15 protein-coding genes and 2 pseudogenes are annotated in these 14,636 nt (G+C 60.8%); 4 read left to right on the forward strand and 13 right to left on the reverse strand.

Annotation, left to right across the window (positions count from 1 at the left end):
* Nucleotides 1-76: 76 nt before the first annotated feature.
* From E3T61_RS08755 to E3T61_RS08780, 6 genes are all read right to left on the reverse strand, one after another.
* Nucleotides 77-379 (reverse strand): hypothetical protein, encoded by a 303-nt coding sequence (locus tag E3T61_RS08755; protein WP_134640482.1) that lies wholly within the window; start codon nt 377-379, stop codon nt 77-79.
* 592 nt (nt 380-971) lie between these two features.
* Nucleotides 972-1,880: a carbohydrate ABC transporter permease gene (locus tag E3T61_RS08760; protein ID WP_134640483.1), complete on the reverse strand. Its 909-nt coding sequence runs from the start codon at nt 1,878-1,880 to the stop codon at nt 972-974.
* The gene (locus E3T61_RS08765; protein ID WP_134640484.1) at nt 1,877-2,833 is read right to left on the reverse strand and encodes a carbohydrate ABC transporter permease; all 957 of its coding nucleotides are present in this window, start codon (nt 2,831-2,833) and stop codon (nt 1,877-1,879) included. Before E3T61_RS08765 ends, E3T61_RS08760 begins: the two co-directional genes overlap by 4 nt.
* 72 nt (nt 2,834-2,905) lie before the next feature.
* Nucleotides 2,906-4,288: an ABC transporter substrate-binding protein gene (locus E3T61_RS08770; protein WP_198418662.1), complete on the reverse strand. Its 1,383-nt coding sequence runs from the start codon at nt 4,286-4,288 to the stop codon at nt 2,906-2,908.
* A 167-nt stretch (nt 4,289-4,455) separates the two neighbouring features.
* The gene (locus tag E3T61_RS08775; protein WP_134640485.1) at nt 4,456-5,472 is read right to left on the reverse strand and encodes a LacI family DNA-binding transcriptional regulator; all 1,017 of its coding nucleotides are present in this window, start codon (nt 5,470-5,472) and stop codon (nt 4,456-4,458) included.
* A 292-nt stretch (nt 5,473-5,764) separates the two neighbouring features.
* Nucleotides 5,765-6,406: a hypothetical protein gene (locus E3T61_RS08780; RefSeq protein WP_134640486.1), complete on the reverse strand. Its 642-nt coding sequence runs from the start codon at nt 6,404-6,406 to the stop codon at nt 5,765-5,767.
* A gap of 17 nt (nt 6,407-6,423) precedes the next feature.
* On the opposite strand from E3T61_RS08780, the gene E3T61_RS08785 reads away from it, so the two are divergent.
* Complete coding sequence (locus tag E3T61_RS08785; protein WP_134640487.1) at nt 6,424-6,606, forward strand: hypothetical protein; 183 nt, start codon at nt 6,424-6,426, stop codon at nt 6,604-6,606.
* Nucleotides 6,607-6,633: 27 nt separating this feature from the next.
* On the opposite strand, the gene E3T61_RS08790 is transcribed toward E3T61_RS08785, so the two are convergent.
* A complete protein-coding gene (locus E3T61_RS08790; RefSeq protein ID WP_134640488.1) occupies nt 6,634-6,936 on the reverse strand; it encodes a hypothetical protein in 303 nt (100 codons plus the stop codon).
* Between the two features lie 450 nt (nt 6,937-7,386).
* Between E3T61_RS08790 and E3T61_RS08795 the strand changes: the two are divergent.
* A pseudogene (locus tag E3T61_RS08795) lies at nt 7,387-7,624 on the forward strand (recombinase family protein); the annotation flags it as partial.
* Between the two features lie 38 nt (nt 7,625-7,662).
* Here the strand turns inward: E3T61_RS08795 and E3T61_RS08800 are convergent.
* The 4 genes and pseudogenes from E3T61_RS08800 to E3T61_RS08810 all read right to left on the reverse strand — a co-directional run bounded on the left by E3T61_RS08800 (nt 7,663) and on the right by E3T61_RS08810 (nt 10,725).
* Nucleotides 7,663-8,583: a nucleotidyl transferase AbiEii/AbiGii toxin family protein gene (locus E3T61_RS08800; RefSeq protein ID WP_134640489.1), complete on the reverse strand. Its 921-nt coding sequence runs from the start codon at nt 8,581-8,583 to the stop codon at nt 7,663-7,665.
* On the reverse strand, nt 8,573-9,535 hold the full coding sequence (locus E3T61_RS08805; protein ID WP_241992472.1) for a hypothetical protein: 963 nt from the start codon (nt 9,533-9,535) through the stop codon (nt 8,573-8,575). The genes E3T61_RS08800 and E3T61_RS08805 overlap by 11 nt, the downstream gene beginning before the upstream one ends.
* A pseudogene (locus tag E3T61_RS22660) lies at nt 9,536-9,685 on the reverse strand (type IV toxin-antitoxin system AbiEi family antitoxin domain-containing protein); the annotation flags it as partial. It lies immediately after the preceding gene.
* 47 nt (nt 9,686-9,732) lie between these two features.
* Nucleotides 9,733-10,725: a PDDEXK family nuclease gene (locus tag E3T61_RS08810; protein WP_134640491.1), complete on the reverse strand. Its 993-nt coding sequence runs from the start codon at nt 10,723-10,725 to the stop codon at nt 9,733-9,735.
* A gap of 214 nt (nt 10,726-10,939) precedes the next feature.
* Between E3T61_RS08810 and E3T61_RS08815 the strand changes: the two genes are divergently transcribed.
* A complete protein-coding gene (locus E3T61_RS08815) occupies nt 10,940-11,281 on the forward strand; it encodes a hypothetical protein (protein ID WP_134640492.1) in 342 nt (113 codons plus the stop codon).
* Nucleotides 11,282-11,617: 336 nt separating this feature from the next.
* Nucleotides 11,618-12,361: a nuclease-related domain-containing protein gene (locus E3T61_RS08820; RefSeq protein WP_241992473.1), complete on the forward strand. Its 744-nt coding sequence runs from the start codon at nt 11,618-11,620 to the stop codon at nt 12,359-12,361.
* Nucleotides 12,362-12,500: 139 nt separating this feature from the next.
* On the opposite strand, the gene E3T61_RS08825 is transcribed toward E3T61_RS08820, so the two are convergent.
* Together E3T61_RS08825 and E3T61_RS08830 are read right to left on the reverse strand one after the other, a co-directional pair.
* The gene (locus tag E3T61_RS08825; protein WP_134640493.1) at nt 12,501-12,908 is read right to left on the reverse strand and encodes a DUF4913 domain-containing protein; all 408 of its coding nucleotides are present in this window, start codon (nt 12,906-12,908) and stop codon (nt 12,501-12,503) included.
* A complete protein-coding gene (locus E3T61_RS08830; protein WP_134640494.1) occupies nt 12,901-14,622 on the reverse strand; it encodes a type IV secretory system conjugative DNA transfer family protein in 1,722 nt (573 codons plus the stop codon). Before E3T61_RS08830 ends, E3T61_RS08825 begins: the two co-directional genes overlap by 8 nt.
* Between the last annotated feature and the right edge of the window lie 14 nt (nt 14,623-14,636).

The following is a 14,636-nucleotide window of genomic DNA, read 5'->3' on the forward strand; positions in this document are numbered from 1 at the left end:
CCGGCTCAAAAGCCACCAGCCGACGCCCGATACGGCATAGTAGAAACACACATAGTGGTCCTGTTTTCAAACGGCACTATTGGCCCTGTTTTGGGTCGGCGTTAACACCGCCGGCGCTGAGGAGGGAGGCGTGGTCGCCAGTCGCGAAGCGACCATAGGTCGCCGCTTGGTCGAGGGCCTTGTCGACTCGGGCGGTGCCGCCGATCTTGGCCAGCGCCTCGTCCTCGGCCATCTTCACGTTCATCCTCGCGGTGTCGGCCTCAGCGGCCTCAAGCAACCAGGCGTGCGCGCCGGGAACTCCGCTTCCGCGGTGGTGCGCGGTGTGATCGTGGGGTCGCCTGGGATTCCCCCGGTGATCGGGGAAGTGGGCGTCGTCCATGCGAGGGCTGGCGGGCCGGGCCCGGTTGTGCCGGGCGACCTCGACGTGGCCCTCGCAGCCTACGGGGATGATGACGACATACTCCTCAGCCCCAACCCGACTGCGGAGTAACAAACGCCCAGCAGGTGTGCGGGACGAAGTACTGTCCGGTGTCGAACGTGACCATCGGCGTGCTCTCCGGAACCGCCCGGGTCAGGCCGAGCGCGCCGGTCGGTTCTACTGGCTGTCAGTGGGCAGTTCCGTGGCCGCCTACGGACAGTAGGGCACGGCCGCAAACAATCTCTACAACTCGCGGTAACTCCGCCGTTCCCGACAGCACCAATATTTTTTCATGGTCCGATATGAATTCGCCCTTACTTATGAAACGCGACGCCTTATCCGTTGTCCCTCTACAGCAGGGCAGTACACCGTCCGCCAGCGCTACCGTGGTCCCGGAAACGTGCCACCAGCTGGCCGGACTGCCGCGAACATCGCTACCCGCCGATTATTGGGCTCAATAGCTCAACGCACGACGGGGGCGCCGTAGCGGCGACCAATGCAGAAGGACGGAGACACACCCGCTGGATGCATCTCCATCCTGTAAATGTGCTCGTTACTTGAGACTGCCCATAGACAGCCCGCCCTGCCAATATTTCTGGAGCGAAAGGAAAGCGATGATGAGGGGAATGACCGAAACCAGTGCCCCTATGATGATCAGATTCCAAAGAGATGTCCCGCCACCGTTGTTTGCCGAGGCCAAGCCTTGCCACAAACCAAGTCCAGTCGTGACTGGGAACAACTGCGAGTTGGACAACATCACGAGCGGCAGGAAGTAGTTATTCCAGTTCGCAACGACTGACAGAAGTAGAACAGTGACTACCGCCGGCTTCATCAAAGGGAGCGCTACCTGGATGAAGGTTCGGAACTCGCTCGCACCGTCAACCCGAGCAGCGTCCATCAGTTCTGTCGGCACGGCATCAGCTATGTAGACACGCATTAGATAGACGCCGAACGGATTCAAGAATGAAGGCAGGATGACTGCCCACATGGTGTCCGTCAGACTAGCAGTGGAGAACAGCACGAAGGTCGGGATCACCAATGCCGTTGCAGGGACCATTACTGAACCCAGCAAGAGAGCGAATGTGAAGTTGCGTCCCCGGAATGCAAACTTGGCAAAACCATATCCTGCCAGAACGGCGATAACGGTAGCCCCCACTCCCCCGCCAATTGCGTAGAGGGCAGAGTTGGCCATCCACTGAAGGTAAATCCCATCGTTGTACGTAAATAGGAGACTGAGGTTTCCTACGTAGTCGATTGTCTGGTCAAACCACAGTGCACCGCCGGTGCCGTCGAAAAGGCCCTGGACATTCTTGGAGCTCGCTACGACCAACCACCAGAGGGGGACGAGGAAATATATGATCAGCGCGACGAGGAAGAGGTGAGAGACGACGGAGGAGGGTCGCCTCGCTCCTCGTTGGTTGCTTTGGCGGAGGGTCCCGCGACTTTCAATAACAGCGGTCATGCGAAGACGCTCCCTCGTTTACGGGTGAAGAACAAGAACACGTATACCGCGATAAAAATCACGATGCCCAGCGCGAATGAGATCGCCGATGCATAGTTGAATTGGGCATAGGTGAAAGCAAGGTTGTACGCGTAGATATTCGGCGTGAAATCTGGAGTCACCGTTCCGTTGGCGACTGGCGCGAGTATTTGCGGTTCTGTGAAGAACTGCAATGTACCGATGACAGCAAAGACGAGGATCAGGACGAGGGCGTTCGACACCATAGGCAGCTTCACGCGAAGGGCAATCTGCCAAGAATTCGCACCATCGAGTCGGGCAGCTTCGTAGATCGATGGATCTATGCCTTGCAACGCCGCGAAAACGATGATCATGTAGTAGCCGGCCCATTGCCAGGTGACGACGTTGATCAAAGATCCGAAGATACTGTCGGGCCCGAGAAGGAGCGGAGCTTGTGCGCCGAAGAAGCCGAAAATTCCATCGAGTGGTCCGAATGTCGGGCTGTATAGAAACCCCCACATTAGGGCGCCGATGACGGCTGGGATTGCGTAGGGAAGAAAGATTGCCAGACGCGCGAGACGCGCGAATCGGGAAGCGAGCTCATCTAGTACTAGCGCTGCGGCCACCGACACGATCATTTGGACAGGGACGAGAACCGCTGTGAAAGCGAGTACAAAACCAGCGCCTTTCAGAAAGGACGGGTCCGTAAATGCCTTCACGTAGTTATCTATGCCTGAGAAAGTTGTACCCGTTGCGAGTCCCTTTGTAAAAAGGCTGAGGTATAGCGCATACCCAAGCGGAATTACGAGAAAGAGCAGAAACACTGCGAGAAACGGGGAGATAAAGATCCACCCGATGGCGCCTTTTTGCCGAATCCCTTGTCGGTTTGGTTTGTTTTTTGACTTCGTTCCGCGCGTCGTCGGATGCGCGGGACGTGGCAAAGTCTCGGTAGTCATCGGATCGTCCTCCTTGTCGATCTAGGGAATGCATTGTGGGCCGGTCCTAGCGGCCGGCCCACACGTTATTGATTATTCGGTGACAGTGAAGCCCTGACTCTTTGCGTACTTCACCACGCTTTTCTGGAGTGCTTCTGCCGCTTCGTCGCCGGATCGGCCCGAGGTATTGATGGCTGCGATCTGCTTTTGCAGCTCAGCGTAGTAATACGCGGTAAAGGGAGGAAGCGTTGCGCCGGTGTATGCATTCGCTGCCGGTACGTAGATCTCTTTGTTCGCGAGCTGGCCACCGAAGAACGCGGAGCCACCCTCGAGAAAGTCTGGATCTTCGAGCCCGACCTTGCTCAGGGGGAAGATGACCTGCTTCGACCATCCGTCTTTGACCGACTCCTGATCGGCGTAGAGCTCGAGAGCAACCTGCGCGGAAAGCTTCTTATCCGTTGCCTGCGTCGTCACGGCGAACGTTGATCCGCCCCAGTTCACCTGAACAGGATTGGACGCGTCCCACTGCGGGAGGGGAGCAGCGGCCAAGCGGCCCGCATCTTCGCCCTGGCCTACCCCGGCTCCAGTCAGGTAACCGGGGCCCCATGCCGCCCCAATGTATGTCGCGTAGTCGCCCTTGATGAAACCGGAAATGTAGTCCGTCGTAAACTGGTCCTGTTTGCCGATCAGTCCCTTTTGGGAGAGGTCAGCCCAGTAGTTGAGAACGTCAACGGACGCTGGATCGTTCAATTCAATCCCGATCGTCTTCGGGTCCTCCGAGTAGTTGTAGACGAAGGGGATCGCACCCTTCTGGGACTGGAGTGCGAGTGTAGCGGCTGGGGTATTACTCGCCAGGTCGCCGAAAAGGGGGCCGCCCGCATCTTTCATCTTTTGAGCGGCCGCAGCGTATTCTTCCCAGGTGGTCGGCACTTCGATGTCGTACTTATCGAAAATGTCGGTCCGGTAGATCATTCCCATTGGGCCGCCGTCGACAGGTACCGCGTAAACGCCGTCGCCCGCAGAGACGTCCTTAATGGCGCCTTCGCTGAAGTTTGCTTTTACATCGTCCCAGCCGAGACCGCTGATGTCTACAAGCGAGTCCTGAATTTCATATGAAGTCAGCTGATCGCCCTCGAGCATGATGACATCGGGTGCGCCCTTTTTTGCAGCGATAGCAGTCTGAAACTTGCTGTACTCCGCCTGGCCCTGGCCCACGTTTCGCCAGCAAACCTGAACGTCCGTGTGACTATTGTTGAAGTTGTCGACGACCGTAGCGGCGTTGGGGTACCATGCCCAAACGGTGACCAGCGGGGCACCTTTTTCAACAATTTTGTTGGTGCAATCGCTCGCCTTAGCTGGTCCGTTTGGGCCCGCCGCGAGTGCATCGCCGGATGATACGCCGCCGGAACTGCACGCAGTCATCCCAACTGCTAGCGCCGCGGTTGCCGCGATCGCGAGGACGGATTTGAATCTCACTGTGTTCTCCTTTGAACTGGTTGGATGCGAGGAAATGTGATGAACGCTGCTCGTGTCAGGCATTTCTACAACGTTGTGCATTTGCAATTTGCAACGTTGTGTTAATTGCCCTGCGATGGATGCTTGTATAACTTGGACGGAATGTCAAGCAGATGCTGCCGATTGCGTCACGAATGAGACCTCGGCATGACCGACTTTCGTACCACCAAATGGAAGTCCGGTTCAGAGAGATGTGGCACAGCCCCCCGGTCAGCAATACGTCTGGCCAGCGCAGTCACGGCAAGTTCGGCGATGCTGGACCTGCCGGGATTGATTGTTGTCAACTCTGGAAACGAGTATTGCGCTTCCTCAATATCGTCAAAACCAACAACCGATACGTCAAATGGGACACGAAGACCCACTTCTTGAAGCGCATGTATTGCGCCGAGCGCCAAAGTGTCATTGAACGCGAATACGGCGTCGGGAGGGTCCCCCCGCCCAAGGACGTGCCGCATGGACCGCGCCCCATCCAATCGGTGCCAAGGGGTCGCCTCCCCCACGAGATTGAGATCAAAGGCTATGCCTGCTGCTTGTAACGCCTGCCGGTAGCCTTCGAGCCTGAAATGAGGAGATCCTCCGGGCTTAGAAAGATCAGCTCCAATTGCCGCGATGCGTTTATGACCGGTCTCGAGTAGGTACTCGGTCGCATAACGCGATGCTTCGACATTGCGCATGACGACCTGATCCATCGTCCCGGGGAATAACGCTTCTCCCAAGAGCACCACAGGCCCCGCTGCCTCTAGTTGAGGAATGTCTCTGTCTTCCAACCAAAGTGGATTGAAGATTAGACCGTCGGTCATGCGCCGTCGTGGACTAGATAAGATTTCGAGTTCGCCTGCGCGACTTGGAATGCTCTGTTCTGTCAGCACCGTCAGGTCATGCCGCTGCGCAGCCTCGATAACCTGGGCGGCCAATTCGGCGAAATACGGAAGGCTCAACTCCGGCACTGCGAAGCCGATCATTCCCGTTCTGCCGAGGCGAAGGGATCTGGCTTGGAGATTCGGCCGGTAATCCAGCTCCTCTATAGCCGCCAACACCTTGCTTCGCGTTTGATCGCGGACAAACGGATAATCATTAACAACGTTAGAGACAGTCTTGAAAGAGACGCCGGCCAGCTTTGCAACGTCGTGCAGGGTGGATGCCACTGAAGCCTCTCTCCCGATCGCGATGCAGTGCTCGTGTTTATCCAACCTACGCTAAGCGGAAGCATCAGCGTCGTTTCAGGTGATCAACGTTGTAATTCAGAACAAAATTGCTATGTTTTGGGTCATGAAGACACCACCACTGCGTCGGCGCTCGGTTTGAAATCCTTGCCATACCAGCATACGACTGGGAACGCCACGCAACGGTGATCTTCGGCAATGCTCGGGTGAATGGGTCTACGTGTCGTTGCTGATCGAGACTCGATCTAAGCCGACCTGTCGATTCAAATAGCCGCTAGCGGCTGAGTCCACCACGTTCCCGCTGCAAGCCGGGACTCTGAGAGCCGTTGCGGGCCTTGGCCTGCTTGCCTGGCTTAGTCGCCACGGCCGCGTTGGGGTGGGTACCGTTCTCTCGATCGGCAACCAAGCGGACTCTCTGTAGCTGGGGATCGACGCTCGACTTTTCCATGTCGGCGGCGTACGACTCGCGGCGCCCTGCGCTGTCGTAGGTGTTCGCGGCGTCGTCACGAGTGACGTCTGCCCTGCCGGTCAGTTGCTCCCGTGACAAACCCTCCGCGGGCTCGTCGCTTGTGTTCTCGGCGCGTTCCTGGCCGCGGTCGCGTTCTTCGGCTTTGCGGTCCAGCTGGTCGGCTACCGTGAGCAGCGCTGCCGCTTCGGCGTAGTCCGTGCCGCTCTCGCCTCGGCTCTCCGCGGAAGCGCTGCGGTCCTGCTGGGCACGGGCTAGTGCCTCTCGTACTGCGGTGGGGTCGGCGTCCAGGTTGTTCACGTCGATGCCGTACAGGCCGCGCAGTTCCTCGCGCATGCGATCGGAGGTGCGCGCAATGTCGGGATCCACGGTGCGCCATGCGTCGGCCGTCTCGTAAGCCGTGGCAATGTCGTCGATCCCCGCAGTGTTCCACCACTCCTGCTGCTGCACGGGAGCCAGGCTGGCTCGTGCTGCGTTCCGCTCCGCATCGAACCGAACCGAACCTGCAGTTCCTTGGTCTGTTGCTCGGTGCGCACCTGGGCGTTCCTGGCCAGCTCCTCACGGAGCCGGGCGAAACGCTCGGCCATCTGCGTGGCAACGGTCAGAGCAACACGCATCTGCCCGTCGAACTCGTCGCCGATGCCGTCTGATTCTTCGGCCATTGTGGTGCCCCCTCGTTATCTCTCGTGACCGTCGCGCCCGTTCGGCGTGACGGTGGTCTGTGGCTTGTGGGACTCGATACGTGTCGGCACGGGCGAGCCAGTTCCGGGGACGACCTGGCCGCGCTGTGCGGCTTGGACGATCTTCGCTAGCTCCGGGTCAAGGCCTTCGGCCGGCGTCGGCATCGCGCTGCCTGTCTGTCCGGTTTCGGCGCGGACGATGGCCGGCAAACGGTCACGTACCTGCGAGTACTGCTCCCGCAACGTGCGGTCGAGCTGCGATGCGCGCTGGGCTTCACCGATGGCCGTGTGCATGTCCATGACCGCTTTGACGGTCGATGCTAGCTGGCATCGTCGGCAGTCTCCTCGAAGGTCTGGTCACCGACCCTCGATGGACAAGGGCGACGGTGCTCGTGGGTGGTGCCCGACCGTGAACGATCGGGCACCATCCTCCGCCGGGCATGGACGTACCATCGTTGGGCCATCCGAACTGGCGGAGTGATTTCCACGCTACGTCGACCAGCGGGATCGCTCCACCAACCACGGCCTGTCGAGCAGACGTGTCCACGTCAACATGCCCGCGCAGGCACCATATCTGCACCATCGAGCGTGTCTCGTATCCCTAGGGATATAAGACGTGTCACGGCCGTGACCTGCACTTTCTCAGAGTCGGCGGAATCTTGCGGCCCGGCGAGTCTCATAACTACGTCGCACAACCTCCTGCTTGAATTGCGGTACTCACCGTTAGTTATCAGACACCCTAAGCACGCCGTGACGAAGCTGATCGGCCACGCGCGCGTATCGACGCGCCAGCAGCCCCCGACCGGCAAGAGGTGGATCTTTTGGCCGCTGGTGTCCGACGTGATGACCTCTACGTCGACAACAGCGTTTCCGGCGCTCGAGCGCCTCGAGGCCGGACTTCGATCGCGCGCTCAACGCCCTCGAGGCCGGCGACACTCTCATCATCACGACTCTGGACCGGCTGGGGCGATCGACACAGAACATGCTCTGCGGTCGATACACAATGAATGTCGAGGTCAGCGTTGGCTAATTGTGGGGAATCCACTCCTGCTGGGTCGGGTCCCATTGTCCGTCGGTAATCTCGCCGGTGAGAGCCGGACGCAGCATCCTATTAACCAGATCAACGGCGTCGTCCGGATTGAGGAGATCGTGAAGGACCGCCACGTCCTTTGCGCCGTTGGGATACGGGTCAGTCATTGATCGGGGCACCGCGAGCGCCATGAACGCGGGCAAATGCCGGTGGGCCGCTTCTGTAAAGACGCTGCTGCGGGGTTGGCGGGCATCGATACGCACTGTTCGGGCGAGGATGGCCAGGTCGATGAGGTCTTTCGATCGGGTGGAGGGAAGGCCGCCGTAGATCGACATCGTGGCGCAGGCCTTGTCCGCGATCTGGTCCTCAACGGCGATCGCTTGGTAGGCATAGACGGTACCGAGGCGAGGCAGGTCGAGCCGGAACGCTGGGACGATGCTCTCCAGCGGTGCGGTCGGCGTGCGCTTATGAATGGCCAGGTCGACCTTGATCGGGTTCCGAGTGCCGGCACCTCGGACGGTGACGCTGTAGGTGACCTCAGCAGCCTGCAGACCCGGCTGGTTGGGTCCACCCGTATCGCGGTGATGAAGATATCGGAACTCGAGATGATCGCCTAGATCGGCGCTGGCGGCTTGTGTGAGCTGGGTGATGGCCTCATCGATGCTCATCTCTGCTGTTTCGAGGTCAACGTCGGTTGTTCTCCGGGCTCCGGGCAGACGCGCGAGCATGCTCGTTCCGCCTTTCAGCGCGAACGGGCAATCGTCCACGGAGAAGACCCGGCAAAGAAAGCGGTCGAAGATGGCCAGATCCTGGAGGCTCTGGATCGAAGTCCCCAGTCCAGCGCGGTGCGCGGAGCGTGCCTTCTCTTTGAGAGCGGCGAGCATCGCCCGTCCGTCTGGGTAGGGATCATTTGCCATCGGTCGTTTCCTCTTCGGTGGTCGGTTCCTGGCCGCGGCGTGACTCTCCAGCGCCTGGATCTTTGGGCGCGATGGCGGAGGACGCGGGCACTGCGTGTGTCGTGGTCATGATGGGGACAGCCCCGCCGAAGTTCATGGTTGGAACCGAGATCTTCGGCATCGTGAAGGTAGGCATCTGGTCCGCGATTCCCTTGGTGATCTGCTCCATCTGCTCCCGATGGAGTTCCAGGAAGGGGGACGGCACGGCGTCCGCGATCCCGGAAGCCAGGCGACTCTGCGCTTCTCTCACCGGCGCAAGCAGTTGTTCGAGCTGTTCGTTGAGCTGGGTGCTTCCATGCAGCTGGAACTGAAGCCGCTCAGCAAGGATCCTGAGCTGTTCCCCTGCTGCGCGGGTGATGACCTGCTCGAGGGCGGCGCCGACAGCGGGTCGCCGAATGAGCGCGAGAGTTGCGGTGACGTCGTCGATGCCGGCACTCCGGCGTATTTGTTCGAGAAGCGCCGTGCCGTCCCGTCGAGGATGGCCGTACCTTGCCGCGAAAGGGGCAAGGAGAAGTCCTAGGTGATCCAGGTCGACGGCGCGCTCTCCTCGGGTTGCGTCGGCCAGAACATCCCCAACCAGGGAGAGGTCGCCCACCTCATCGACAAGATCAGCGACGGTGCGCTCAATGCTCGTCACCGGGAGACCCTCGACAACGACGACGTCTCGCGGTTCCAGTTGGCGACGCGAGTATGCGATGTCTGGTCGTTGGGTCTGGCGACGCTCGCTGGTGATCATCCGATACGGGGCTGGCTCGATATCGCCAGCCTCATGCACCGCGGCCGCAGCCGCACCGCCGATCACCACGTGCGGGTTCTCGAGCCGTTCCCAGGCCAGCAGTTCCGGAACAGTGGACATCCATGCGGCACGAAGATCATCCAGCGGTGCTACCGGAACGCCGCCGAGCCGGTACACGCCGTGAACGAGACGCTCCAGACGCCCATCCCGTTCCCGATGCGAGAGATTGGCTCGACTAACCCCGCGAGCCCTCGCCTGCGCGGCCGTGAACAGACCCCACTGGCCCGAGGCCAGTTCCTCCAGAATCGGCTCAACAATTACGCTCATACTTGAAAAGTATACGTTATGTACGCTTTCAAAGCGTTTGGGGTGTTCTAGGTGGTCGCCCAGAGTTTTGCGCGGACCCCACTACGTATGAGCCGGAACCGTTGGTATGGCCCATGCATCCCGGTCGTGATCAGTAGATCATCCAGCCGCCACCCTGCGTCGACAGCTCCGTCGTGCAATTGTGCGAGCACTTCACCCTGAGCAGTGAAAGCCGTTTCGGTTATCGCGTCGACCCCCACTAAGTTGCATGTGGCGTCCCAATCTTCTCCGCCAGCATTGAATTTCTCGAATACTCGGATCTTCGATGCTTGCGCACCGGTGAAGAGGTGGTCGCCCCAGGGGAACTGGGACACGGATCCGAAATCATCCATCTCTGTCAGCAACTCGATGAGCGGGGCCCTCCACTGTGCCTTCGGGATGCCAGCGAGCCCGAGCCAGCAGAGAAACCGTGGCGCACCCCACCCTTCCCCGACGGCTAGGTAGTTCCCGCCATCCATCGCAACCATCCGTTCGATAGTGTTCCCTTCTCCGATCCAGGAGACGTGGAAGGCATTCTCGGTGTACTTGTGGGGGGAGATAGCCCCAAGCCGGGAAGGCGTTTTCGTGCTCTTCGGGCGAACCGCCTTTGCTATGTGCCGAACCGTCCCGGGCCTGCCAGTGACAGCATCTCGGATCGCCTCAATGAGGGCGTTGATCGACGCCTTAGTGGGACCAGAGGACTCGGAGATGACGTCGTGTGGTCCGACTTCGCTGAGGCCGCCGAGCCGCAGGCGAACAACTGTCCAACCCACCTCCCCCAACAGCTGGTTTCGGAGCTGATCTTTCATGAATTCGTCCGCATGGGTGTAATCGGAATCAATCTCCACAGCAACTTTGGCGCTCTTGATGAGGATGTCCGGAGAAAGCACCGGGTGATTATCTCTGGAAGCTTCGTGCCCGCACTGGATGGCCGAGCGGCCTTTGTGGAGCTTTAGCCCGGCGTCGAGAAGTTTCTGTCGGACGTCCTCTTCCATCTTGGACGTACTCGGGTTCTTGGACATGACAACTGCCCCAATTTCGTACCTCGCGCTGCGCACCACGGACACCCCTCAGTAATAGTTGCTCGGAGGGTATCGACGGCCACCGACACAGGAACACTCTCCTTGGTTGGCCGCGGTGCTTCAGGTGACGATGTGCGGGCCCCCACCAAGTCGGGATAGTCGGCCGTGCTTTACGCGATCCGGCTGATGTGGTCGCCGTCGATAGACTCCGACTATGCCGCGCGATCTGACCTTTCTCCTGATCGGCATCGCTATTTTCGTGATCACCTTTTGGTGGCGCGCTAAGGCGTTGTTCGCCCGGTCCCAGAGGAGAGCGGCCGAACGGAAATGGGTCGAGGCGACAACGAGGGCCATTGCCACCACTCCGGACTTGCTTGACACAATCGGGCCACTCAGCGAGGAAGAGCTGCGTGAATTGCTCAAGCAGATCGTGTTCGAGATCACCCGCTCAGGTGCTGTGAACTGGTCGGATCTAGTGGGGACCGTCGGATGGGTCCGTAAGAGAGTGCGGGAGCAGGCAGAGAATCCCGAGACAGAGCCAGCCGCCGAGCTGTAGGCGTCGACAAATGAAACCGCGACTCCGCACAGCGGGAGAGGACCGAAAAGAGAATGTGGCGACATTCGTTGGCCCAGTTCCGAATCGATACGGACGACGCCCCAATCCTGGCTACACCGCCCCAGCGTCTCCGTCTCTTGCGGTCCAGCGGCTCCTAGTGTGTCTAACGTGAGCGGTGACGCGGCGTTGCCGCCCAAGACAATGCGCCTTCGGTACGCGGGGCGCTGCCGAATTTGCGCTTGCGAAATCTCTGCTGGGACGATGGCGGTGTACGAGCGGGAGACCAAGACCGTCGCCTGCTTGGAGTGCCCTGCGGATCCGCCCGCCGCTGCTCCGATGATCGCCAGCACCACGGCTGCCCTGCCTCCGGAGGCCACCACGGCCGCAGGTTCGAAACCACGATCAGAGCAGTCCGCGGTCTTCACGGGCATCGCCGGTGCCTCGGCCCAACGGGAATACGACCGACGCAAGGATAAACGCGAGGCGAGGATCCTGGACGACCACCCCTACGTGGGCAAGTTCATACTCACGCTGAGCGATGATCCGCAGAGCACCCGGGCGTGGGCCACCGGAGCGCGAGGAGAGGAAGTCCTGGGCCAACGCCTCGACAGGCTCACTGGACGTGGCGTTCACGTTCTCCACGACCGTCGCATCCCTCGCACCAGAGCCAATATCGATCACATCGCTGTCTGCCCCTCGGGGGTCTTCGTCATCGACGCCAAGAAATATCAAGGCCGTCGTCCCAGTTTGAGAGTCGACGGAGGCCTTTTCCGTCCCCGCACGGAGAAACTGATGGTCGGATCGCGCGACTGTACCAAGCTGGTCGACGGCGCCCGCAAGCAGATCGACCTCGTCAGATCTGCACTCGAAGACGCAGACCTCGAGGGGATTCCCGTGCGCGGGGTGCTCTGTTTCGTGGACGCCGACTGGCCACTCTTCGGTGGCGACTTCACGAGTGATGGCGTCCAGGTTTCATGGCCGAAGAAGGCGCTCGAGAACCTGCTGAAACCCGGCCCAGTAAGCGATGAGACCGCGAGACACGTTCATCGCCTACTCGCGTCATCGTTCCCACCCGCCTAAGCGTTCCTCCGACGGCTTCTCCGACCGCAGCCGCCCAATACTCTTTTTTGAGAAATCGTCGTTTAATGATTAATTTGTGTCGGTGCACGTTCTTGACCACGTGGCTGACGGGACAAGCCTGTTCCAGCGGTGCGTGCCGCTACAGCTCCACGTTGTCCGGCGGCATCGATGCGGGCACAATCCTGACCGTTCCGTTTTTGCGGCGGTGGAAGTGCCCTTGGTCGGGGTCGCAGTCGCGGAAGGGACCGTTTGACTTGTCGAAGATGACGGCGGCGTGGCGGTCCCAGTGGTTGATCCACCAGGACGAGACGGCGCCGGCGTCGCCGTCCATGACGCTGGCGTCTGCTTGCATGCTGGCGTGCCAGAGCGCTTTGAACCGGGCGACGACCTCCGGATGTAGCCACCATTGGTCGCACCACGGTGTCGGTTTAGTGCCGACGACCTCGACGGTGCTGAGGTGGCTGGTTAACCAGTCGAGGAACATCTGGCGGACGTCAACCACATCCTCCCCAGTGTCGGCTGCGTCGTAGTCGTCGTACTCAGCCACGTGCTGCCGCTTCCGCTGCAGCGGTGCGGACGGGTGCCGGTGTCTTGGCCGGCGGGGTGCGGTTGATGGTGGCGGTAAGGGTTTTGTCGCGGAACCAGGGGACGGTGTTGACCATGACGGGCCGGCATTTGGAGCTGAACAAGACTGCGCGCCATTCAGGGAGGGAGCCGAGGGCGGCGATGTCGAGGGTGTTGACCTTGCGTGTGTTGGTCGACGTGGACGTGTGGCCGTCTTTGCCAGTGGAGCTGCCGTAGGTGATCTCGTCGTGTTCACCGATCAGCGCGGCAAGCGACCGGAGGAAGTCATCGTCGCCGGATCCGCCGCCGAAGACGCGGGTAGCGGCGGCGTCCCAGAGAGTTTGCCAGCCGTCTTTGCCGAACGCGTCGATCGCTTGGGCGCGGGATTGGAAGTAGGAGTTCAAGATGATGCCCATCGACCCGTAGTAGGAGTACACCGAGGGCAGTTCTGGCCAGCGGACGATGTTGGCGCATTCGTCGAGTTCCATCACCAGCGGCACGGTGAGCCGGCCGCCGTTGCCTTGCGCGGCGTGCTCGGCGGTTTTGCAGATCGCACGGATGAGGGCGGTGAGGATGGCGCCGCCGGATCCTTCGCCGTCTTTGGAGAGCAGCACGAGGGTATCGGTGCTGCGGATGAACTCGTCCGGATTGAATCGACGGACCCTATCGGCGCTCGTCCAGGCCAAGAGATCATCGTCAGCGAGGGCAGAAGCCATCCGCTGCGCGGTGGCGTAGACACTGCCCTTGGTCTTCTCGGGCCAGCTCAGGATGCCCTCGATTGTCGAGGACGGCCCGGTTTTCCCGTGCCGGGCGAGGATCCGCTGTACCTCGTGTCCTTCGGCGCGGGCGATCCAGGCGAATACCTGTGAGAGGGGATCGTGCTCGAGCGCGGCGGCGAGGAAGAAATAGGCGAGCATGTCGCGGCCGGCGGTGTCGAACTGGGAGTCTCCGCCTCGGTCGGAGGCTTTCCGGGTGGAAGCTTCAAAGATGGCCGCGAGCTCGCGGGCGTCGGCTGCGCTCTGCACGTAGTCGAGCGGGTTGAAGACGAAGTCGGGGCGGGTATCTCGGCGGTAGATGCGGTTGGGGTCGAAGATGAACGTCTGTCCGTGGCCGGCCCGGCCGGCGAGGGTTTCGCGAACGCCGTCGACCTTGTTGGACGTCATGATCGCCGCTCCCGGGGCTTCGAGCATGTGGCGGATGACCAATGCTGAGGTTTTGCCGCGGCCGGTGCCGCACACGTACACGCCCAAATCCCGCCATCCCTGATACACCCACCGGTTCCCGCGGCCGACGAGCTGGCCGACCCGCTCCCCCGCCGGCAGGTTCACCGCGGCCGGGTGCAACTGCGCGGCTTCCTTCGTCCGGGCTGTTTCGCGCAACACGGCGGACTGTTTGCGCGTGGCCATGTGTTTGAGGGCGATGTTGTTGCGTTTGAGTGACGCCCGCTGTGCCTGCTTGGCCAGGACGAACGCGAACACCGCCACCACGAGGACCAGTGCCACGAGGGACGTCCAGGTCGCGGCCGGCGGCCAGGGTGCGTCGAAGAAGAGGAAGTCGCCTGCCAGGGCGGCCGGGTTCCACGGGTACGTGACACCCGTGGGTGTGAGGGCGGCGCCGGCGTGCACGGAGACGAGCAACCCGAGGATGGTCATGAGGGCGAGGAGGCCGGTCATGATGCGGGCTTTCCAGTCGATCATCGGAGTCTCCTTGC

The sequence above is a fragment of the Cryobacterium lactosi genome (genome assembly GCF_004403945.1).
GTDB lineage: Bacteria > Actinomycetota > Actinomycetes > Actinomycetales > Microbacteriaceae > Cryobacterium > Cryobacterium lactosi.